The following is an 18,917-nucleotide window of genomic DNA, read 5'->3' as shown; positions in this document are numbered from 1 at the left end:
CACGGCCGCGCCGCCTGCACGCGCAGCCTTCAGCCCTGAGGGCCAGCTGACATGGAGCGTCTGACGCGTTTTCTTGCCGCCTTGACTCGCTGGAGTCTGGGCGTGTGCGCTTTGGGGTTAGTCTTGACGGCGCTGTATGTCAGCCTCGGCCGACAGCTGGTGCCCTTGGTGGCCGAGTACCGTGGTGAAGTTGAAACCGAGGCCCGCGCGGCGCTGAATATGCCGTTGAGTATTGGCAGCCTCGAAGGTCGCTGGCACGGTTTTACCCCAACACTGCTGGCTCACGATGTGATGGTGGGCGAGGGCGCCAGTGCCCTGCGGCTGGACAATGTGCGGGCGGTGCCTGACATCTGGGCCAGCCTGTTGGCCCGTGAAGTGCGCATCGCTCACCTGGAATTCAATGGCCTGCAACTGAGTCTCAAAGAAGACAAGGATGGCCATTGGGCGCTTCAGGGTTTGCCGGTCAAGGGCGATAAGCCCTTCGACCCGGAACAGTTGTTGACCCAGATGCAGGCGGTTGCAGAGCTGTCGTTGCTCGACAGCCAGATCACCTTTCAGCCATACGAACAGGCGCCTTCGACCCTCACGTACGTCAGCTTCAGTTTGCGCACCGGGAGCAGCAGTCAGCGCCTGGACGCGCGTATGACTTTGCCTGATGGTCAGCCGATGGCGCTCAACCTGCGCTCGCGGGTGCAGGCGGAAAACTGGCGTGATGGCGAGGCCGATGTCTACTTGAGCCTGCCGCAGAGTGACTGGGCGCGCTGGTTGCCGGCCAGCCTGACCCGGCAATGGACGGTCTCCACACTCAAGGCTGGCGGTGAGTTCTGGCTGACCTGGGGCAAAGGCACGCTGCAAAGTGCTGTGGCGCGAGTCAATGCCCCGCTGTTGAAAGGGGTCTATGCCGCTCGCAAGGCGACGAAAATCGATAATCTGGCACTCAACGCCTGGTTCCAGCGCAGTAACAGTGGTTTCAGCCTGTCGCTTGAGTCATTGGCCATGAACCTTGGCGACAAACGTTGGGAAAGCCGCATTCAGCTCAAGCAGCAGGACGCGACCCCGGACGTTGAAGAGCTTTGGCATGTGCAGGCCGATCGCCTGGACCTGACGCCGATCACCCCGATACTCGATTCCCTGGCGCCATTACCGGACGCGCTGATGACGGTGCTCGACAACCTGAAAGTCACGGGTGGATTGCGCAACGTGCTGCTCGATTACCGGCCACAAGCCGAGGGCGACAAACGTCTAAGCTTTGCGGCCAATCTGGACAAGGTCGGCTTCAATGCCTATCACGGCGCACCGGCGGCCGGGAATGTCAGCGGCAGCATCAGCGGTGATCTGGGGCAAGGCGAACTGCGCCTGGCTACGGATGACTTCATGCTGCATTTGTACCCGATATTCACTCATCCCTGGCAATACCGAAAGGCCAATGCCCGGCTGACCTGGAAGCTGGATGAGCAAGGCTTTACCCTGATTGCCCCGTACATCCAAGTGGTGGGCGACGAAGGAAAAATCGCCAGCGACTTTCTGATTCGCCTGCATTTCGATAGCACCCAGGAAGACTACATGGATCTTCGGGTCGGCATGGTCGAGGGTGACGGTCGTTACACTGCCAAGTACCTGCCAGCCGTGCTCAGCCCGGCACTGGACGGATGGCTGCGCACCGCGATCCTGGGAGGCGCGGTGGATCAGGGGTTCTTCCAGTATCAAGGCTCGCTCAGAAGCGATGCAACAGCCGCTGCGCGCAGCATCAGTCTGTTTTTCAAGGTGCACGACGCCTCGCTGGCGTTCCAGCCGGGCTGGCCACAGCTCAATGGCGTGGACGGGGATGTATTCGTCGAGGACAGCGGAGTCCGCATCAAAGCCAGCAAGGGCAGGCTTCTGGATACCCAGGTCAGCAATGTCCAGGTCAATATTCCGCATGTGACTAACGGGCAAGTCAGTCACTTGCTGGTCGACGGTGATTTCGTCGGTGGTTTGGGTGATGGCCTGAAGATTCTTCAGGAGGCCCCCATCGGCACGGCGGATATGTTTGCGGGCTGGCAAGGCGACGGTTCGTTGCAGGGCAAGCTGAAGTTGGACATTCCCCTGGCTAAAGGCGAAGGGCAGAAGATTGCAGTGGACTTCAATACCGCCGCTGCACGCTTGAAGCTGAGCGAGCCGCCGCTGGAGTTGACTCAGCTCAAGGGGGCATTCCGTTTCGACAACGCCAAGGGCTTGAGCGGCAGCGGCATACGCGCTCAAGCGTTTGAGCGGCCGATCACCGCGCAGATTTATGCGGAAGGAAAACCGGGGGCGATCACCACCCGAGTCGTCGCCAATGGTCAGGTTGCACTGAAGAAACTCACCGATTGGCTCGGCGATACTCAGCCGTTGCCGGTGTCCGGTGACTTGCCGTACCAGGTGCAGATCACCCTTGACGGGGCCGACAGTCAACTGCGGGTCAACTCAAACCTAAAAGGTTTGGCTGTCGATCTTCCTGCACCCTTTGGCAAAACGGCTGATGACGTGCGAGAGAGCGAGTTTCGCATGACCTTGCGCGGCGCTGACCGGCGTTACTGGGCCACTTACGATGCTTTGGCCAATCTGGCATTCGTGGCGCCAGGCGGCAATATCGCAGAAGGCCGGGGCGAGCTTTTTCTCGGCACGGACGCTGCGGTTCTGCCTGACCCTAAAGGTTTAAGAGTGCGCGGGGCACTGTCCGAGTTGGACATTGCGCCATGGAAAACCATCGTCGAACGCTACGCTGGTAATGATCCCGGGGGCAGCGCCAAGCAGTTACTGCGTAGCGCAAACCTGCAGATTGGAAAATTGAATGCGCTGGGCACCACGCTTGATCAGGTCGATGTGCAGCTCAATCGAAAAGACGCCTCCTGGTCTTTGGCGGTCGACAGCGCCTTGCTCAAGGGCACGGCCAGCCTGCCCGATGCAAAAGCCGCCCCTATTGGCATTGACCTTCTCTACGTGCGTTTGCCTGCGCCTGATCCCAATGCAGCGGCGGTAGAGAATGGCAAGGACCCACTGGTCGATGTCGATCCACGGCAGATTCCGGCGATGGATATCAAGGTCTCTCAGTTGTTCCAGGGTGATCAGTTGATCGGAGCGTGGTCGCTCAAAACCAGGCCAACCGCTGCGGGCGTGCGGCTTTCCGATTTGAGTATGGGGCTCAAGGGGATGTTGTTACAGGGCGACGGTGGCTGGGAAGGCGCGCCGGGATCGACCAGCAGCTGGTACAAGGGCCGTGTCGGCGGCAAGAATATTGCGGATGTACTGAAGGCTTGGGGTTTTGCACCCACCGTGACCAGCGATACGTTCGAGCTGAACGCCGACGGCCGTTGGCCCGGTTCGCCTGCCTGGATTGGGATCAAGCGCTACTCGGGCAGCCTGGATGCCACGTTGCGCTCCGGCCAGTTCGTTGAAGTGGAGGGGGGCGCCCAAGCCCTGAGGGTGTTCGGTCTGCTCAACTTCAACTCCATAGGTCGTCGTTTGCGCCTGGACTTCTCGGACTTGCTTGGCAAGGGCTTGAGTTACGACCGGGTCAAAGGGCTGCTGGTCTCCAGTGATGGGGTGTACGTGACCCGTAACCCGATCACCCTGACCGGACCGTCGAGCAATATTGAACTTGAGGGCACGCTGGACATGGTCAACGACCGGGTCGATGCCAAGCTACTGGTGACATTGCCGGTGACCAATAACTTGCCGATTGCGGCGTTACTCGTCGGCGCGCCGGCCATTGGTGGGGCCTTGTTCCTGGTCGACAAACTGCTGGGTGACCGCGTGGCGCGATTCGCTAGTGTGCAGTACCGCGTTGAAGGCCCTTGGAAAGAGCCGAAGATCACGTTCGACAAACCCTTTGAAAAACCTCAATAGCGCGCCATGGAGTACAGTGGTGGCACGTCTTGTCCGGAGCGCGCCATGTCTTTTGCTGTAGTTCAAATGGTCAGCCAGAGCGATGTCCTGGTCAATCTGACTCACGCTCGCCGCCTGCTTGAACAGGCTGCCGAGTCTGGAGCGCGCCTGGCGGTGCTCCCGGAAAATTTTGCCGCCATGGGCCGTCGCGACGTTGCCGATATCGGTCGCGCCGAGGCTCAAGGCCAGGGTCCGATCCTGCCATGGTTGAAACTGGCCGCTCGCGACCTCAAATTATGGATAGTGGCTGGCACGTTACCGCTACCACCGGCTGATCGGCCGCGGGGTAAAGTCACCGCGTGTTCATTGCTGATCGATGAACACGGCGAGCAAGTGGCACGCTATGACAAACTGCATTTGTTCGATGTGGACGTTGCCGACAACCGTGGGCGTTATCGGGAGTCGGATGATTACGCCTATGGTGACAATGTGGTGGTCGCCGATACGCCGGTGGGACGTCTGGGTTTGAGCGTGTGTTACGACCTGCGCTTCCCTGAGTTGTATAGCGCGCTGCGTGAAGCGGGTGCGCAATTGATCACTGCACCGTCGGCCTTCACTGCTGTCACCGGTGCCGCGCATTGGGACATCCTGATCCGGGCGCGTGCGATAGAGACCCAGTGCTATGTGCTGGCGGCGGCGCAAGGGGGACTGCACCCCGGTCCAAGGGAAACCTACGGGCATGCTTCGATCATCGACCCTTGGGGGCGCGTGCTGGCTGAGCAGGCCCAGGGCGAAGCGGTGCTGCTGGCCGAACGTGATAGCGATGAACAGGCGTCCATACGGGCGCGGATGCCGGTGTCTGATCACCGGCGATTTTTTTCGCGGGACGCATTGCGGCCTGCGCACACCTCGGAGTGAATATGAGCGACTTGTCCTCTGTCAGCGAACACCTTTTAGCGCCTGGCGGCCTGAGCCTCGACAGCTTGCAGTCGGTACTGGGCGAGCTGGCTGGCCCAGGGATCGATGCGGCTGACCTGTATTTCCAGGGGCAGATTTCCGAGTCCTGGTCGTTGGAAGACGGCATCGTCAAGGAAGGCAGTTTCAACCTCGATCAGGGCGTCGGTGTACGGGCGCAATCGGGTGAGAAAACCGGATTTGCCTACAGCAATGCGATTACCCCTGAGGCACTGAGCCTTGCCGCACGTGCTGCGCGTTCGATTTCCCGCGCCGGGCAGGAAGGTCAGGTGCAAGCATTCACCACGCAGGATGTGGCCCAGTTGTATGCGCCGGACAACCCTCTGGACGTGATGACGCGCGCGGAAAAGGTCGAACTGCTCAAGCGCATCGACGTTGCCACGCGAGCATTGGATGCACGTATTCAGCAGGTCACGGTCAGCATGGCCGGGGTTTGGGAGCGGATTCTGATCGCGTCCACCGATGGCAGCCTGGCGGCGGATGTGCGTCCGCTGGTGCGTTTTAATGTCAGTGTTATCGTCGAGCAGAATGGCAGACGCGAACGAGGTGGCCATGGCGGTGGCGGGCGTACCGATTACCGGTACTTCCTCACGGATGACCGTGCCATGGGTTATGCCCGTGAAGCGTTGCGTCAGGCACTGGTGAATCTTGAAGCGATCCCCGCACCTGCTGGCACGTTGCCGGTGGTGCTCGGTTCCGGTTGGTCCGGCGTACTGCTGCACGAAGCGGTTGGCCATGGTCTGGAAGGCGATTTCAACCGCAAAGGCAGCTCGGCGTATAGCGGGCGAATGGGTGAAATGGTGGCGTCCAAGCTGTGCACTATCGTCGATGATGGCACGCTGGCCGGTCGTCGAGGCTCGTTGACGGTGGACGATGAAGGCACGCCGACCCACTGCACCACGCTGATCGAAAACGGCGTGCTCAAGGGTTACATGCAGGACAAGCTCAACGCTCGGTTGATGGGCGTGGCACGTACCGGTAACGGTCGTCGCGAGTCCTATGCGCACCTGCCAATGCCCCGCATGACCAACACTTACATGCTGGCCGGGCAAAGCGACCCGGAGGAAATCATCGCGTCGGTGAAGAGGGGCATCTACTGCGCCAACCTCGGCGGCGGTCAGGTTGATATCACCAGCGGCAAATTCGTGTTTTCGACCAGTGAGGCCTATTTGATCGAAGACGGTAAAATCACTGCGCCAGTCAAAGGTGCGACCTTGATCGGTAATGGGCCTGAAGCCATGAGTCGAGTGTCGATGGTCGGTAACGACCTGGCGTTGGACAGCGGCGTGGGCACCTGCGGCAAAGACGGTCAGTCAGTGCCAGTAGGTGTCGGTCAGCCGACCTTGAAGATCGATGCGATCACGGTAGGCGGTACGGGGTCCTGAAAGACTGCGCCGAATGAATCGCAGGGTGCGACTCATTCGGTGCTTGAACACTAGCGCAGGCCGCGCTTTATGTCGTCCAGGTCGCGGATGTACTTGAACAGTTTGCGGCTGGCGGCAGGTGGCTTGCTTTGGGCAAGTTCATGCTGGGCCTGGCGTATAAGCGAACGCAGTTGCTGACGATCTGCTTCCGGATAGTCGCCGACAAACTTCTCGAGTACGTCGTCGGTGCCTGTGATCAAGCGATCACGCCAGCGTTCCAGACCGTGAAAACGTTCGTTGTATTGGCGAGTGGAGGCATCAAGTTGATCAAGCAACACCAAAATGGCGTCCAGGTCTTGATCGCGCATCAGCTTGCCGATGAACAGGATATGCCGTTTACGCGCAATGTTTGCGGTGTGCTTGGGCGCTTCGGCCAAGGCCCGGCGCAGCGCGTCGGTCAAGGGCAGTTTCGCCAGCAAGTCAGGCTTGAGTGTTGTCAGGCGCTCGCCAAGGTCAACCAGAGCATGAAGCTCGCGTTTGACCTGAGTTTTGCTTTTACCCTCATCGAGGGAGTCGTCGTAAGAATCAACCATGGGGGCAGTCCGCTAATAAACGCCGCCATGATAACCAGTCAGGGGCCACTTGTCCGGCCCGGTCGGTATTCGGCTTGTGCCGAAAGCAGAATTTGATGGAGAAAGTCATGAGTACAGCTCAAAGCGTAGGCCCGCAAGCCTTGCCTGCACTGCAAGAACAGGTCGAGCAAATCATTGCCGAAGCCAAGCGTCAGGGCGCAAGCGCCTGTGAAGTGGCGGTGTCCCTGGAGCAGGGCTTGTCGACCACGGTTCGCCAGCGTGAAGTGGAAACTGTCGAGTTCAATCGCGATCAGGGCTTTGGTATCACCTTGTATGTCGGTCAGCGCAAAGGCTCGGCCAGTACCTCCGCCAGTGGCGCTGACGCTATTCGCGAAACCGTAGCGGCGGCGTTGGCGATTGCCAAACACACCTCCGAAGATGAATGCTCCGGCCTCGCCGACGCTGCGCTGATGGCTAAAGAACAGCCAGACTTTGATCTATTCCACGCGTGGGATATCACCCCGGAACAAGCCATTGAGCGTGCCTTGATCTGTGAGGCGGCGGCGTTCGATGCCGACAGCCGGATCAAAAATGCCGACGGCACCACGCTCAACACCCATCAAGGGTGTCGCGTGTATGGCAATAGCCACGGTTTTGTTGGCGGCTCTGCCTCGACACGCCACAGCTTGAGCTGCGTGATGATCGCCGAGGGCGAAGGGCAGATGCAGCGCGACTACTGGTACGACGTGAGTCGCCAGGGCGAGTTGTTGGCGGACGCACAAAGCATTGGCCGTCGCGCGGCACAGCGTGCGGCCAGCCGCTTGGGTGCGCGCCCGGTACCGACGTGTGAAGTTCCGGTGTTGTTCGCTGCGGAATTGGCGGGCAGCTTGTTTGGCCATCTTTTGTCCGCCATTTCCGGCGGCAATCTGTATCGCAAATCATCCTTTCTGGAAGGAGCGATGGGGCAGCGCCTGTTTCCTGAATGGCTGACTCTCGACGAACGGCCGCACCTGATGCGCGCCATGGGGAGCTCGGCGTTCGACGGTGATGGCTTGGCAACCTATGCCAAACCATTTGTGGAGAATGGCGATTTAGTGTCCTACGTTCTGGGTACTTACTCAGGCCGCAAGCTAGGTTTGCCGAGTACAGCCAACTCAGGCGGCGTGCATAACCTGTTCGTCACCCACGGTGTGGAAGATCAGGCAGCGCTGCTGCGCCGCATGGGTCGCGGCTTGCTGGTCACTGAGTTGATGGGCAGTGGTTTGAATATGGTCACCGGCGACTACTCTCGTGGCGCGGCAGGCTTTTGGGTCGAGAACGGCGAAATCCAGTTCCCGGTTCAGGAAGTCACCATCGCCGGCAACCTGCGCGACATGTTCAAACAAATCGTCGCCGTCGGCAGCGATCTCGAACTGCGCAGCAATATCCGCACAGGCTCTGTGTTGATCGAGCGCATGACGGTTGCGGGTAGCTGATCTGCATTAAAAAAGGCGCTTCATGCTCGCTGCACGAAGCGCCTTAATCTTAATGTACGAGCGGCCTCAATACGCGGCACTGTCACACAGTAAACTCGGTCGAGGTAGGCGCTGACTTGTCTGCGAATAAGCCCGGCACGGGCTTCCGGCAGGTTTGGGTTTGACCTGGGGTCTACAGATTTACGAAAGCTCACCTCTCGTATTCCAATCACATAGATTTTTTTAATAGCTCCAGGCCTGCCCGCGAATGAGTCAATACGGTCCGTCGCCTGCTGTCACTCGCCTTCATCAAACCGATTGTTGATCAGCTCAATCAAGTCTTCGAGTGCTGCCTGTTCGTCTTCGCCTTCAGTATGCAGGTGGATATCGGTGCCTTTTCCTGCTGCCAGCATCATCACGGCCATGATGCTTTTGCCGTCGACCATGCTGTCGGGCGCGCGACCTACTCTGATCTGGCAGGGGAATCTTCCGGCGACGCCGACGAATTTAGCGGCGGCGCGCGCGTGCAAGCCAAGCTTGTTGATGATAGTGATTTGACGAACGGGCATCGCGATGAGGGTCCTTTCAGCTGAGGTCGCGGTGGCGGACCTGAACGTTCTTGAGGGATTGTTGCAAGACCTGACCCAGGCGCTCGGTCAGGTAGACAGAGCGGTGGTGCCCGCCGGTGCAGCCAATGGCAATAGTCACGTAGGCGCGGTTGCTGGCTGCAAAGCGTGGCAACCATTTGTTCAGGTACGCGTAGATGTCCTGGAACATCTCTTCTACATCCGGCTGTGCCGCCAAATAATCGGCCACGGGCTGGTCGAGCCCGGACAGTTCGCGCAACTCCGGCTTCCAGTAGGGATTGGGCAGGCAGCGCACATCGAATACCAGATCAGCATCTACTGGCATGCCACGTTTGAAACCAAACGACTCAACCAGAAACGCGGTGCCTGGCTCCGGCTTGTTCAGCAGGCGCAGTTTGAGCATGTCACGTAGTTGATAGAGGTTCAGGTGCGTGGTGTTGATTTTCAGATCGGCCAGATCGATGATCGGCCCAAGCAGGTTGCTCTCGTCACGTATCGCTTCGGCAAGCGAGCGGTTGGTGCTGCTCAGGGGGTGGCGACGACGGGTTTCAGAGAATCGTTTTAGCAGGGTCTCTTCATCGGCGTCGAGGTACAGCACATCGCATTGGATGTGGCGGCTGCGGACCTCTTCCAGTAATTCGGGAAAACGCGACAGATGGCTCGGCAGATTGCGCGCGTCGATGGACACGGCGACCAGCGGCTGAGCCAGTTCGGTATGAATCAGGGCACGTTCAGCCAGCTCCGGGAGCAGGCCTGCAGGCAGGTTGTCGATGCAATAGAAGCCGTTGTCTTCCAGTACATCCAGTGCTGTGCTCTTGCCGGAGCCGGATCGGCCGCTGACGATGATCATGCGCATCATTAATGACCGTTCTGCACGTCCAGCACCACTTGATAAAGCGCTTCATCGCTTTGGGCGCTGCGTAGGCGGTCGCGCACATCGGCGCGGTCGAGCATGCTGGCTATCTGGCGCAGCAGCTCCAGGTGTTCGTCGGTGGCGGCTTCCGGGACTAGAAGGACAAAAAGCAGGTCTACAGGCCTGCCGTCGATGGCGTCAAAATCTACGGGGGTGTCGAGGTGCAGGAGGGCGCTGATGGGCATTGGGCAGCCCGCCAGCCGGCAATGCGGGATGGCGATGCCATTGCCGAAACCGGTCGAGCCGAGTTTTTCGCGGGCAATAAGGCTCGTGAGTACCAAGTCCGAATCAAGCTCCGTTTCACGGCCGATCAGTTTGGCAACTTGCTCAAGAACATTTTTTTTACTGCTGCTCGGCACGTTCACGAGTGAACGGCCGGCAGTCAGGATATTTTCAAGTCGGATCATGGGTTGTGGGTGTTAGCGAGCAGTCGCACCTTTCAGGATGTTCTGCTGCTTTTCCTTATGCTTGAGCAATTGTCGGTCCAGCTTGTCAGTGAGTAGGTCGATTGCCGCATACATGTCGTCATGTTCTGCGTTAGCGACCACCTCTCCACCGTGGATGTGCAGTGTGGCTTCGATTTTCTGTTTCAGTTTCTCGACTGCCATCGTTACCTGCACATTGGTAATCTTGTCAAAGTGCCCTTCGAGCTTCTTGAATTTGAGCTCGATGTATTCGCGCAGGGGCTTGGTCACTTCCAATTGGTGTCCACTGATGTTGACTTGCATACAGCGTCTCCTTCGTTGCCAGTACATAAAGAGGCAGGCTTGAATGCCTACCACTGGAACGCTACGGCGTACGGCCACCCTTACATCAATCGCTTGCGTTCGCTTGAAGGTGCTATCCCAAGTGATTCGCGGTATTTAGCGACCGTGCGCCGAGCTACCTGAATGCCTTGTGCCTCCAGTAAACCAGCGATCTTGCTGTCACTCAACGGCTTTTTCTGATTTTCCGCAGCTACCAGTTTTTTGATGATCGCGCGAATGGCCGTGGACGAACACTCTCCGCCCTCTGAGGTGCTTACGTGACTGGAAAAGAAATATTTCAGTTCGTAAATACCGCGCGGGGTATGCATGAATTTTTGCGTGGTCACACGTGAAATCGTCGATTCGTGCATGCCTACCGCTTCGGCGATGTCATGCAGAACCAAGGGTTTCATGGCTTCGTCGCCATACTCAAGAAAGCCGCGCTGGTGCTCGACGATCTGCGTGGCCACTTTCATCAGCGTTTCGTTGCGGCTCTGCAGGCTCTTGATGAACCAGCGTGCCTCTTGCAACTGATTGCGCATGAAGGTGTTGTCAGCGCTGGTGTCGGCCCTGCGGACGAACCCTGCGTATTGGGGGTTGACCCGCAGACGGGGCACGGACTCTTGATTGAGCTCTACCAGCCAGCGCTCGTTGTCTTTGCGCACGATCACGTCGGGCACAACGTATTCGGCCTCGCTCGACTCGATCTGCGAGCCTGGGCGCGGGTTGAGGCTCTGCACCAGTTCAATGACCTGGCGCAGTTCGTCTTCCTTGAGCTTCATGCGCCGCATCAGCTGAGCGTAGTCGCGGCTGCCAAGCAGGTCGATGAAGTCTCCGACCAAGCGTTGTGCCTCGGCCAGCCAGCGAGTCTTCGCGGGGAGCTGACGCAATTGCAGTGACAGGCATTCGCTCAGGTTGCGAGCGCCGATACCCGCGGGTTCGAATTGCTGGATACGGTGCAGTACTGCTTCGATTTCATCCAATTCGACATCCATTTCCGGGTCGAAGGCATCGAGGATTTCCTCAAGCGACTCGTCCAGGTAGCCCTGATTGTTGATGCAGTCGATCAGCGTGACGGCGATCAACCGATCAGTATCGGACATGGGGGCCAGATTCAATTGCCACAACAGATGGCTTTGCAGGCTCTCGCCGGCCGATGTGCGAGTGGTGAAGTCCCATTCGTCATCGTCGTTGTTGCTGCTGGGCAGGCTGCTGGCACTGGTCTGATACACGTCATCCCAAGCGGTATCAACGGGCAGCTCGTTGGGGATGCGGTCGTTCCAGTCGCCTTCTTCCAGGTTGTCCACCGTCGGGGCGGGCTCCTGGTAGGTAGGTTCCTGTACGTCAGGATTGGGTTTCTCTATGTTGTCGGCCAACGGATCGGCATTGTCGAAGTCGTCGCCTTCTTCCTGGCGTTCCAGCATAGGGTTCGACTCCAACGCTTCCTGGATTTCCTGTTGAAGGTCCAGGGTCGACAATTGGAGGAGGCGGATGGCCTGTTGCAGCTGCGGTGTCATCGTCAGCTGCTGGCCCATTCTCAGGACTAGCGATGGTTTCATGGCAGGGGCTTAACACCTTATTTCGCCGGCGCACATGCGCCATCCACTACAGGGCGCCGAAGCGCCAACTTAAGCAAATTATATGCCTGAAACCTAAGTGTTTGCCTAGAGCGTGATGACAATTAATGTTCTTGTCAGCACTGCACCCTAGCGTCCGTCGCCGATGAAGAGCGAAACACCGCAGAGCTTACAGGCGGAACTCATGGCCGAGGTAAACCTCTTTAACCAGTTGGTTAGCCAGAATGGTTTCTGAATCACCCTCAGCGATCAGTTGCCCGTCGTTGACGATGTAAGCGGTTTCACAAATATCCAGGGTGTCACGTACGTTGTGATCGGTGATCAGTACGCCGATGCCCTTGGCTTTCAAGTGATAAATGATTTGCTTGATATCGCCGACGGAAATGGGGTCGACACCGGCAAACGGTTCATCGAGCAAGATGAATTTTGGCGAAGTCGCCAGGGCGCGAGCGATTTCCACACGACGGCGTTCACCGCCGGACAGGCTCATGCCCAGGTTGTCGCGTATGTGGCTGATGTGGAACTCCTGCAGCAGGCTTTCCAGCTCCTTGCGACGCGCTGTACGGTCGAGTTCCTTGCGGGTCTCGAGGATCGCCATGATGTTATCGGCAACCGACAGTTTGCGAAAAATCGAGGCTTCCTGCGGCAGATAGCCGATCCCGGCGCGTGCGCGACCGTGCATGGGTTGATGGCTGACGTCTTGATCGTCGATCAAGACGCGACCCTGATCGGCCTGGACCAAACCTACGATCATGTAGAAACAGGTGGTTTTGCCAGCACCGTTAGGGCCAAGCAGCCCCACGATTTGCCCGCTCTCGATCGAGAGACTGACATCGCGCACAACCTGGCGACCCTTATAGCTTTTAGCCAGATGCTGGGCTTTAAGCGTCGCCATTACGGAGCCTTCTGCGGTGCGGGTTTGTTTTTCGGCTGGATGACCATGTCGATCCGCGGACGTGGTGCCGTCACCTTGGCTCCGTTGGCGCGGCCGGCATTGACGATTTGTTTCGTCGTGTCATAGACGATTTTCTCGCCTTCGGACGTATTGCCGTCGTTGATGACCTTGGCCTTGTCGATCAGGATGATCCGGTCAAGGGCGGCGAAGTACTGGATGGTCACGCCGTACGCTTGAACGATAGGCTTGTCGACGGCAGGTTTCTGTTCGTAGTAAGCAAGATTGCCAACGGCGGTAAATACGTCGACTTCACCTGTTGGCGTCCGGGTGATGGTCACGGTGTTGCCCGTGATCTTCATGGAGCCTTGGGTGATGATGACATTGCCTTTGTAGGTGGCAATGCCCTGCTTGTCATCGAGTTGCGCATCGTCAGACTGAATATGAATAGGCTGATCGCGGTCCGTCGGCAAAGCCCAGGCGCTCACGCTTCCCAGTGCTGCGCCCAAACCGAGCAAAAAAGGGAGGGTTTTAACGAGCCTCATACTGTCCTCTTACGTTGGACAGCAGGTGCATCCTGCCGTCGTTCAAATACGCTTTCATACCCGTGCCAGTGGATACGCCGCCGAAACCGTCGATTCTAACGGCTTGCTCGGTCTGCGCATATTGCTTCTGTGGGAATACAGTCATTCGACTGCTGGTAATAATCGTTGTCCGGTTTTTTTCGTCAGTGCGTGCGATACGTACTGAATCGATGAGCTCGACCTCGGTGCCGCCGGGAGACACTTCTCCCTTCTTGCTCTGGACATGCCAGGGAAAGAGGGCGCCGCGATACAGTTGCAGATCTGGATTGGTCAGCAGGGTGATGTCGGAAATCTGCACATGTTCGACCTTGTCGGCGGTCATGTCGTATTGAAGCTTGCCGTCCGGCAGGAACTGCAGGCTGTGAGCATTCATCGCATAAAAGTCGATGGCGGCCGGGTCAACGGGTGCAGCCCGCTGCTCCAGAAAGGTTTCAGGGCTGATGTTCCAGTAGCCTGCGGCCGCCAGCATCAGCGCAAGCACGCCCAGAATCAAAAACCGGCGAATCTTTTTACTCAGCATAAATGACTTCTATAAGTAGGCGGCGTGGGCCGCTTCAAGGCTGCCTTGAGCGCTAAGGATCAACTCGCAAAATTCGCGCGCCGCGCCTTCGCCGCCGCGAGCCTGAGTAATGCCGTGGGCATGTTGGCGAACAAAACTGGCCGCATTGGCGACCGCCATGCCAAGGCCAACGCGCCGAATGACAGGCAAGTCTGGCAGGTCGTCACCCAAGTACGCGACCTGTTCATAGCTTAGATTGAGTTGGGCAAGTAGTTCGTCAAGAACGACCAGTTTATCTTCGCGGCCTTGATACAAGTGCTGGATGCCCAGATTCTGCGCGCGGCGCTCGACCACCGGTGTGCGACGCCCGCTGATGATAGCGGTGTGCACGCCCGAGGCAATCAGCATTTTTATGCCTTGGCCATCGAGTGTATTAAACGTTTTGAACTCACTGCCGTCTTCGAGAAAGTACAGGCGTCCGTCCGTCAGCACGCCATCGACGTCGAAAATGGCCAGTTTGATGTTCTTGCCGCGTTGCAGCAGATCCTGCATCGTCGCTTCGCTCATTACATAACCCCCGCGCGCAGCAGGTCTTGCAGGTTGAAGGCGCCAATAGGGTGGTCGTTCTTGTCGACCACGATCAAGGCTCCAATTTTGTGGTCTTCCATGATTTTCAACGCCTCGGCTGCAAGCATCTCGGGGCGAGCAGTCTTGCCATGGAGTGTCATCACTTCGTCGATGCTCGCCTGACGAATATCGATGCTGCGGTCCAGGGTTCTGCGCAAATCGCCGTCGGTAAATATCCCGGCGAGGCGGCCATCGGCCTCCACAACGGCAGTCATGCCCAAGCCCTTGTGGGTCATTTCCATCAGCGCATCACGCAGCAGCGTGCCGCGTTGAACCTTTGGCAAATCTTCACCGGTATGCATGACGTGTTCGACTTTGAGCAACAAACGTCTGCCAAGCGCGCCGCCAGGGTGGGAGAAGGCAAAGTCTTCCGCCGTGAACCCGCGCGCTTCGAGCAGGGCGACCGCCAGTGCGTCGCCCATCACCAGTGCGGCGGTAGTCGAGGACGTAGGGGCCAGGTTCAGTGGGCAGGCCTCTTGCGTGACGTAAACGTTGAGATTGATTTCTGCGGCCTTGGCCAGCGGCGAATCAGGGTTGCCGGTCAGGCTGATCATCTTGATGCCCAAGCGTTTGATCAGTGGCAGCAAGGTGACGATTTCGGCGGTCGAACCCGAGTTGGAAATCGCCAGAATGATGTCGTCGCGGGTGATCATGCCCATGTCGCCATGGCTCGCTTCAGCCGGGTGGACGAAGAACGCGGTGGTGCCCGTGCTTGCCAGGGTGGCGGCAATCTTGTTGCCGATGTGCCCGGACTTGCCCATGCCGACCACTACGACACGGCCTGTACCGGCCAGAATCATCTCGCAAGCGCGTACGAAATCTGCGTCGATATGGGCCAGCAAGCCTTCTACGGCTTCTATTTCGAGGCGGATGGTGCGTTGTGCTGTTTGAATCAGGTCGCAGGATTGGCTCATGTCAAAAATCGGTCAGCCTGATGAAAAGGCGGCGATTATAGCGGTAATGGCTCAATCCCTCACGCTTGATCGTCCGACTTTGTTGTGCGCCGTAAATCAGGTCAGGTATACGCGGACTGATTGTGTCCTTTGTAGGACGTTTTGCAATTGTTCGAATTATCTGTCTCGCACCTTAACGAAAGAGGCTTCTACCGTGGGCCGCGCGCGCGGGCGGTGGTATAGTTCGCCGCCGGTTCTGCCCCCCGGACAGCCACTGCGCGTGTCTTGCGGCACGGACCTGGCGTCAGAGTGTGAGGCTGCATCGCAAGGAGTTTAGATGAGTGCCGATAACGCCTACGCGGTCGAGCTGAAGGGTGTCACCTTCATGCGCGGGACGCGCAGCATTTTCAATAATGTTGATATTCGTATTCCTCGGGGCAAGGTCACCGGCATCATGGGACCTTCCGGCTGTGGCAAAACGACCTTGCTGCGTTTGATGGGTGCGCAGTTGCGTCCCAGCAAAGGCGAAGTGTGGGTCAACGGCCAGAATCTGCCGAAATTGTCGCGCAGCGACCTGTTCGACGCACGCAAGCAAATGGGCGTGCTGTTTCAGAGTGGCGCCTTGTTCACGGACCTCGATGTGTTCGAAAACGTGGCCTTTCCGCTTCGCGTGCACACCGATTTGCCGGAAGAAATGATCCGCGACATCGTCTTGCTCAAATTGCAAGCGGTCGGACTGCGCGGTGCCATCGAGCTGACGCCCGACGAGTTGTCTGGCGGCATGAAGCGCCGTGTGGCATTGGCTCGGGCGATTGCCCTTGACCCGCAAATCCTGATGTACGACGAACCCTTCGTGGGCCAGGACCCTATTGCCATGGGGGTGCTGGTGCGCTTGATTCGGTTGCTCAACGATGCGTTGGGGATCACCAGTATTGTGGTGTCCCACGACCTTGCCGAAACAGCGAGTATCGCGGACTACCTGTATGTAGTGGGCGATGGCGAGGTATTGGGGCAGGGGACCCCCGAGGAACTGATGAACTCGGACAACCCTCGTATTCACCAATTCATGACCGGCGAACCTGATGGCCCTGTGCCATTTCACTATCCGGCACCGGATTATCGCGACGAACTTTTGGGGAAGCGCTGATGCGCAGAAAGTCACTACTGGAGCGGATTCGTCTATTCGGGCACGCTGCGATCGATAGCATTACGGTGCTGGGGCGCTCGGGCATATTTCTGGTTCATGTGTTGTTCGGCCGAGGCGGCATTGGCGGCAGTTTTCAACTGCTGGTCAGGCAGCTGCATTCAATCGGCGTCATGTCCCTGCTGATCATTGTGGTCTCGGGGGGCTTCATTGGCATGGTGTTGGCGCTTCAAGGCTTCAACATCCTGACTAAATATGGCTCGGAGCAGGCCGTCGGGCAGATGGTTGCGTTGACCCTGTTGCGTGAGTTGGGGCCTGTGGTTGCGGCTCTGCTGTTCGCCGGGCGCGCGGGTTCCGCGTTGACCGCTGAAATCGGCAACATGAAATCCACTGAGCAATTGTCCAGTCTGGAAATGATTGGCGTCGATCCACTCAAGTACATCGTTGCGCCGCGTCTGTGGGCTGGTTTCATCTCTCTGCCGTTGTTGGCGATGATCTTCAGTGTGGTCGGAATCTGGTGTGGCTCCTGGGTTGCGATCGACTGGCTGGGCGTTTACGAAGGCTCATTCTGGTCAAATATGCAAAACAGCGTGTCCTTCAGGGATGACGTGCTCAATGGTGTTATTAAAAGCGTAATCTTTGCTTTTGTGGTTACCTGGATTGCCGTGTTTCAGGGTTACGACTGTGAGCCCACTTCGGAAGGGATCAGTCGTGCCACCACTAAAACAGTGGTGTATGCCTCGTTGGCCATATTAGGCCTGGACTTTATTCTGACTGCCCTGATGTTTGGAGACTTTTGATGCAAAACCGCACCCTGGAAACCGGTGTCGGCCTATTCCTGCTGGCCGGGATCTTGGCTTTGCTGTTGCTGGCCTTGCGGGTCAGTGGTTTGAGCGTAAGCGCGACCAACGACAGCTATAAACTTTATGCCTACTTCGACAATATTGCCGGTTTGACTGTCAGAGCCAAGGTGACCTTGGCGGGCGTTACAATCGGCAAGGTCACTGCTATCGATCTGGATCGCGACAGTTTTACCGGTCGGGTGACAATGGAGGTTGAAAAACGGGTGAATAACCTGCCATCGGACTCCACGGCTTCCATTCTTACCGCCGGTTTGCTGGGCGAGAAGTACATCGGTCTCAGCGTGGGCGGGGAAGAGGCGCTGCTCAAAGACGGCGGCACGATCCACGATACCCAGTCGTCGCTGGTGCTGGAGGATCTGATCGGTAAATTCCTGCTCAATACTGTGAGTAAAGACGCCAAATGAGGAGCTTTTCCATGATATCGATCTTGCGCCGTGGCCTGCTTGTATTGCTGGCTGCGCTTCCATTGGTTGCGAATGCTGTGGCCGCGCCGTCCGCCCATGATCTGGTGGATCGCACGACCAAGGAGTTGCTGAGCGATCTGGCCGCTCATAAAGAGCAATACAAAACCAATCCGAGCGCCTTTTACGATGCATTGAATCGCATCGTCGGCCCAGTAGTGGATGCCGAGGGCATCTCGAAAAGCATCATGACGGTCAAGTACTCTCGCAAAGCGACACCTGAACAAATGCTGCGTTTTCAGGATAATTTCAAGCGGAGTCTGATGCAGTTCTATGGCAACGCACTGCTCGAATACAACAATCAGGGCATTACAGTCGCCGCAGCCAAAGAAGAAAATGACACCCGCACCAGCGTCGATATGCAGGTCAAGGGCAACAACGGCGCCCTGTATCCCGTGTCCTACACACTCGAGAAAATCAACGGCGAGTGGAAAGTGCGTAACGTCATTATCAACGGCATCAACATTGGCAAGCTGTTCCGTGATCAGTTTGCTGACGCCATGCAGCACAATGGCAATGACCTTGATAAAACCATCAACGGTTGGGCGGGCGAAGTTGCCAAGGCCAAGAGCACCATCGATCAAGCGGCCGAGAAACCTGTCAATGAGTGAATCAGGTGTTCGTCTTGGCGCTGCAGGTGAGTTGTACCTGAGTGGCGTGCTCGACTTCCGCACCGGGCCGGCCTTGCGCAAGCAAGGTCAGGCCCTGATCAAGGCCTGCACCGCGCCGGCGTTGATTCTGGACTGTTCCGCAGTGGAGAAATCCAGCAGTGTCGGCCTGGCTTTGCTGCTCGCGTTCATGCGCGATGCCGACGCTGCCGGAAAAGCTGTCAGCGTTCAGTCGCTGCCGGAAGATATGCGCCAAATTGCCCAAGTGTCCGGCTTGATTGAGTTGCTGGAACCGAATCAGCCGTCATAAAA

Annotated in this window: 20 protein-coding genes; 9 read left to right on the top strand and 11 right to left on the bottom strand. The window is 57.8% G+C overall.

Features of this window, described 5'->3' with window-relative positions:
* Positions 1–51 precede the first annotated feature (51 nt).
* The 3 genes from RHM55_RS10875 to tldD are packed head-to-tail and all read left to right on the top strand — an operon-like array spanning position 52 to position 6,206.
* Positions 52–3,867, top strand: a complete 3,816-nt coding sequence (locus tag RHM55_RS10875; protein WP_322181908.1) for a YhdP family protein — start codon at positions 52–54, stop codon at positions 3,865–3,867.
* Positions 3,868–3,912: 45 nt separating this feature from the next.
* Positions 3,913–4,764: a carbon-nitrogen hydrolase family protein gene (locus RHM55_RS10870; RefSeq protein WP_322181906.1), complete on the top strand. Its 852-nt coding sequence runs from the start codon at positions 3,913–3,915 to the stop codon at positions 4,762–4,764.
* A 2-nt stretch (positions 4,765–4,766) separates the two neighbouring features.
* The gene (gene tldD, locus RHM55_RS10865) at positions 4,767–6,206 is read left to right on the top strand and encodes a metalloprotease TldD (RefSeq protein ID WP_322181904.1); all 1,440 of its coding nucleotides are present in this window, start codon (positions 4,767–4,769) and stop codon (positions 6,204–6,206) included.
* Positions 6,207–6,256: 50 nt separating this feature from the next.
* On the opposite strand, the gene yjgA is transcribed toward tldD, so the two are convergent.
* Positions 6,257–6,778 carry a ribosome biogenesis factor YjgA gene (gene yjgA / locus RHM55_RS10860; protein ID WP_322181902.1) on the bottom strand — a complete coding sequence of 174 codons (522 nt, stop codon included), beginning with the start codon at positions 6,776–6,778 and terminating at the stop codon, positions 6,257–6,259.
* Between the two features lie 107 nt (positions 6,779–6,885).
* Between yjgA and pmbA the strand changes: the two genes are divergently transcribed.
* Complete coding sequence (gene pmbA, locus RHM55_RS10855) at positions 6,886–8,232, top strand: metalloprotease PmbA (RefSeq protein WP_322181899.1); 1,347 nt, start codon at positions 6,886–6,888, stop codon at positions 8,230–8,232.
* Positions 8,233–8,507: 275 nt separating this feature from the next.
* Here the strand turns inward: pmbA and RHM55_RS10850 are convergent, their stop codons facing one another.
* From RHM55_RS10850 to RHM55_RS10805, 10 genes are all read right to left on the bottom strand, one after another.
* Positions 8,508–8,780 (bottom strand): HPr family phosphocarrier protein, encoded by a 273-nt coding sequence (locus RHM55_RS10850; protein ID WP_322181895.1) that lies wholly within the window; start codon positions 8,778–8,780, stop codon positions 8,508–8,510.
* A 16-nt stretch (positions 8,781–8,796) separates the two neighbouring features.
* Positions 8,797–9,654, bottom strand: a complete 858-nt coding sequence (rapZ, locus tag RHM55_RS10845) for an RNase adapter RapZ (RefSeq protein ID WP_322182860.1) — start codon at positions 9,652–9,654, stop codon at positions 8,797–8,799.
* A 2-nt stretch (positions 9,655–9,656) separates the two neighbouring features.
* Positions 9,657–10,118, bottom strand: coding sequence for a PTS IIA-like nitrogen regulatory protein PtsN (gene ptsN, locus RHM55_RS10840; protein WP_322181893.1), 462 nt, complete (start codon positions 10,116–10,118; stop codon positions 9,657–9,659).
* Positions 10,119–10,130: 12 nt separating this feature from the next.
* Complete coding sequence (gene hpf / locus RHM55_RS10835) at positions 10,131–10,439, bottom strand: ribosome hibernation-promoting factor, HPF/YfiA family (RefSeq protein ID WP_322181890.1); 309 nt, start codon at positions 10,437–10,439, stop codon at positions 10,131–10,133.
* An 80-nt stretch (positions 10,440–10,519) separates the two neighbouring features.
* Positions 10,520–12,016 (bottom strand): RNA polymerase factor sigma-54, encoded by a 1,497-nt coding sequence (locus RHM55_RS10830; protein ID WP_322181888.1) that lies wholly within the window; start codon positions 12,014–12,016, stop codon positions 10,520–10,522.
* 187 nt (positions 12,017–12,203) lie between these two features.
* Positions 12,204–12,929, bottom strand: coding sequence for an LPS export ABC transporter ATP-binding protein (gene lptB, locus RHM55_RS10825; RefSeq protein ID WP_219062300.1), 726 nt, complete (start codon positions 12,927–12,929; stop codon positions 12,204–12,206).
* On the bottom strand, positions 12,929–13,471 hold the full coding sequence (lptA, locus tag RHM55_RS10820) for a lipopolysaccharide transport periplasmic protein LptA (RefSeq protein WP_322181885.1): 543 nt from the start codon (positions 13,469–13,471) through the stop codon (positions 12,929–12,931). The genes lptB and lptA overlap by 1 nt, the downstream gene beginning before the upstream one ends.
* Positions 13,458–14,030: an LPS export ABC transporter periplasmic protein LptC gene (gene lptC, locus RHM55_RS10815; protein WP_322181883.1), complete on the bottom strand. Its 573-nt coding sequence runs from the start codon at positions 14,028–14,030 to the stop codon at positions 13,458–13,460. Before lptC ends, lptA begins: the two co-directional genes overlap by 14 nt.
* A 9-nt stretch (positions 14,031–14,039) precedes the next feature.
* Complete coding sequence (kdsC, locus tag RHM55_RS10810) at positions 14,040–14,576, bottom strand: 3-deoxy-manno-octulosonate-8-phosphatase KdsC (protein ID WP_322181881.1); 537 nt, start codon at positions 14,574–14,576, stop codon at positions 14,040–14,042.
* A complete protein-coding gene (locus RHM55_RS10805) occupies positions 14,576–15,550 on the bottom strand; it encodes a KpsF/GutQ family sugar-phosphate isomerase (protein WP_322181879.1) in 975 nt (324 codons plus the stop codon). The genes kdsC and RHM55_RS10805 overlap by 1 nt, the downstream gene beginning before the upstream one ends.
* Before the next feature lie 316 nt (positions 15,551–15,866).
* On the opposite strand from RHM55_RS10805, the gene RHM55_RS10800 reads away from it, so the two are divergent.
* From RHM55_RS10800 to RHM55_RS10780, 5 genes are read left to right on the top strand one after another with little or no spacing between them, the layout of a single operon-like run.
* Positions 15,867–16,676, top strand: a complete 810-nt coding sequence (locus tag RHM55_RS10800) for an ABC transporter ATP-binding protein (protein ID WP_322181877.1) — start codon at positions 15,867–15,869, stop codon at positions 16,674–16,676.
* Positions 16,676–17,473 (top strand): lipid asymmetry maintenance ABC transporter permease subunit MlaE, encoded by a 798-nt coding sequence (gene mlaE, locus RHM55_RS10795; protein WP_322181875.1) that lies wholly within the window; start codon positions 16,676–16,678, stop codon positions 17,471–17,473. Before RHM55_RS10800 ends, mlaE begins: the two co-directional genes overlap by 1 nt.
* Positions 17,473–17,940 carry an outer membrane lipid asymmetry maintenance protein MlaD gene (mlaD, locus tag RHM55_RS10790; RefSeq protein ID WP_322181873.1) on the top strand — a complete coding sequence of 156 codons (468 nt, stop codon included), beginning with the start codon at positions 17,473–17,475 and terminating at the stop codon, positions 17,938–17,940. The genes mlaE and mlaD overlap by 1 nt, the downstream gene beginning before the upstream one ends.
* Positions 17,941–17,951: 11 nt before the next feature.
* The gene (locus RHM55_RS10785) at positions 17,952–18,608 is read left to right on the top strand and encodes an ABC transporter substrate-binding protein (RefSeq protein WP_322181871.1); all 657 of its coding nucleotides are present in this window, start codon (positions 17,952–17,954) and stop codon (positions 18,606–18,608) included.
* Positions 18,601–18,915, top strand: coding sequence for an STAS domain-containing protein (locus tag RHM55_RS10780; protein ID WP_322181869.1), 315 nt, complete (start codon positions 18,601–18,603; stop codon positions 18,913–18,915). Before RHM55_RS10785 ends, RHM55_RS10780 begins: the two co-directional genes overlap by 8 nt.
* The last annotated feature ends 2 nt before the right edge of the window (positions 18,916–18,917 follow it).

It is taken from the genome of Pseudomonas sp. MH9.2 (assembly GCF_034353875.1).
Taxonomy (GTDB): Bacteria; Pseudomonadota; Gammaproteobacteria; order Pseudomonadales; family Pseudomonadaceae; genus Aquipseudomonas.
This window is presented reverse-complemented; position numbering and strand designations above follow the sequence as displayed.

Bases quoted from the DNA above. Each gene is read 5' to 3' on its own strand.
- rapZ (WP_322182860.1), bottom strand. From the start codon at position 9,654: ATGCGCATGATCATCGTCAGCGGCCGATCCGGCTCCGGCAAGAGCACA.
- RHM55_RS10850 (WP_322181895.1), bottom strand. From the start codon at position 8,780: ATGCCCGTTCGTCAAATCACTATCATCAACAAGCTTGGCTTGCACGCG.
- RHM55_RS10830 (WP_322181888.1), bottom strand. From the start codon at position 12,016: ATGAAACCATCGCTAGTCCTGAGAATGGGCCAGCAGCTGACGATGACA.
- lptB (WP_219062300.1), bottom strand. From the start codon at position 12,929: ATGGCGACGCTTAAAGCCCAGCATCTGGCTAAAAGCTATAAGGGTCGC.
- kdsC (WP_322181881.1), bottom strand. From the start codon at position 14,576: ATGAGCGAAGCGACGATGCAGGATCTGCTGCAACGCGGCAAGAACATC.
- lptA (WP_322181885.1), bottom strand. From the start codon at position 13,471: ATGAGGCTCGTTAAAACCCTCCCTTTTTTGCTCGGTTTGGGCGCAGCA.
- pmbA (WP_322181899.1), top strand. From the start codon at position 6,886: ATGAGTACAGCTCAAAGCGTAGGCCCGCAAGCCTTGCCTGCACTGCAA.
- RHM55_RS10870 (WP_322181906.1), top strand. From the start codon at position 3,913: ATGTCTTTTGCTGTAGTTCAAATGGTCAGCCAGAGCGATGTCCTGGTC.
- hpf (WP_322181890.1), bottom strand. From the start codon at position 10,439: ATGCAAGTCAACATCAGTGGACACCAATTGGAAGTGACCAAGCCCCTG.
- yjgA (WP_322181902.1), bottom strand. From the start codon at position 6,778: ATGGTTGATTCTTACGACGACTCCCTCGATGAGGGTAAAAGCAAAACT.
- RHM55_RS10785 (WP_322181871.1), top strand. From the start codon at position 17,952: ATGATATCGATCTTGCGCCGTGGCCTGCTTGTATTGCTGGCTGCGCTT.
- ptsN (WP_322181893.1), bottom strand. From the start codon at position 10,118: ATGATCCGACTTGAAAATATCCTGACTGCCGGCCGTTCACTCGTGAAC.
- lptC (WP_322181883.1), bottom strand. From the start codon at position 14,030: ATGCTGAGTAAAAAGATTCGCCGGTTTTTGATTCTGGGCGTGCTTGCG.
- tldD (WP_322181904.1), top strand. From the start codon at position 4,767: ATGAGCGACTTGTCCTCTGTCAGCGAACACCTTTTAGCGCCTGGCGGC.
- RHM55_RS10780 (WP_322181869.1), top strand. From the start codon at position 18,601: ATGAGTGAATCAGGTGTTCGTCTTGGCGCTGCAGGTGAGTTGTACCTG.
- mlaD (WP_322181873.1), top strand. From the start codon at position 17,473: ATGCAAAACCGCACCCTGGAAACCGGTGTCGGCCTATTCCTGCTGGCC.
- mlaE (WP_322181875.1), top strand. From the start codon at position 16,676: ATGCGCAGAAAGTCACTACTGGAGCGGATTCGTCTATTCGGGCACGCT.
- RHM55_RS10805 (WP_322181879.1), bottom strand. From the start codon at position 15,550: ATGAGCCAATCCTGCGACCTGATTCAAACAGCACAACGCACCATCCGC.
- RHM55_RS10875 (WP_322181908.1), top strand. From the start codon at position 52: ATGGAGCGTCTGACGCGTTTTCTTGCCGCCTTGACTCGCTGGAGTCTG.
- RHM55_RS10800 (WP_322181877.1), top strand. From the start codon at position 15,867: ATGAGTGCCGATAACGCCTACGCGGTCGAGCTGAAGGGTGTCACCTTC.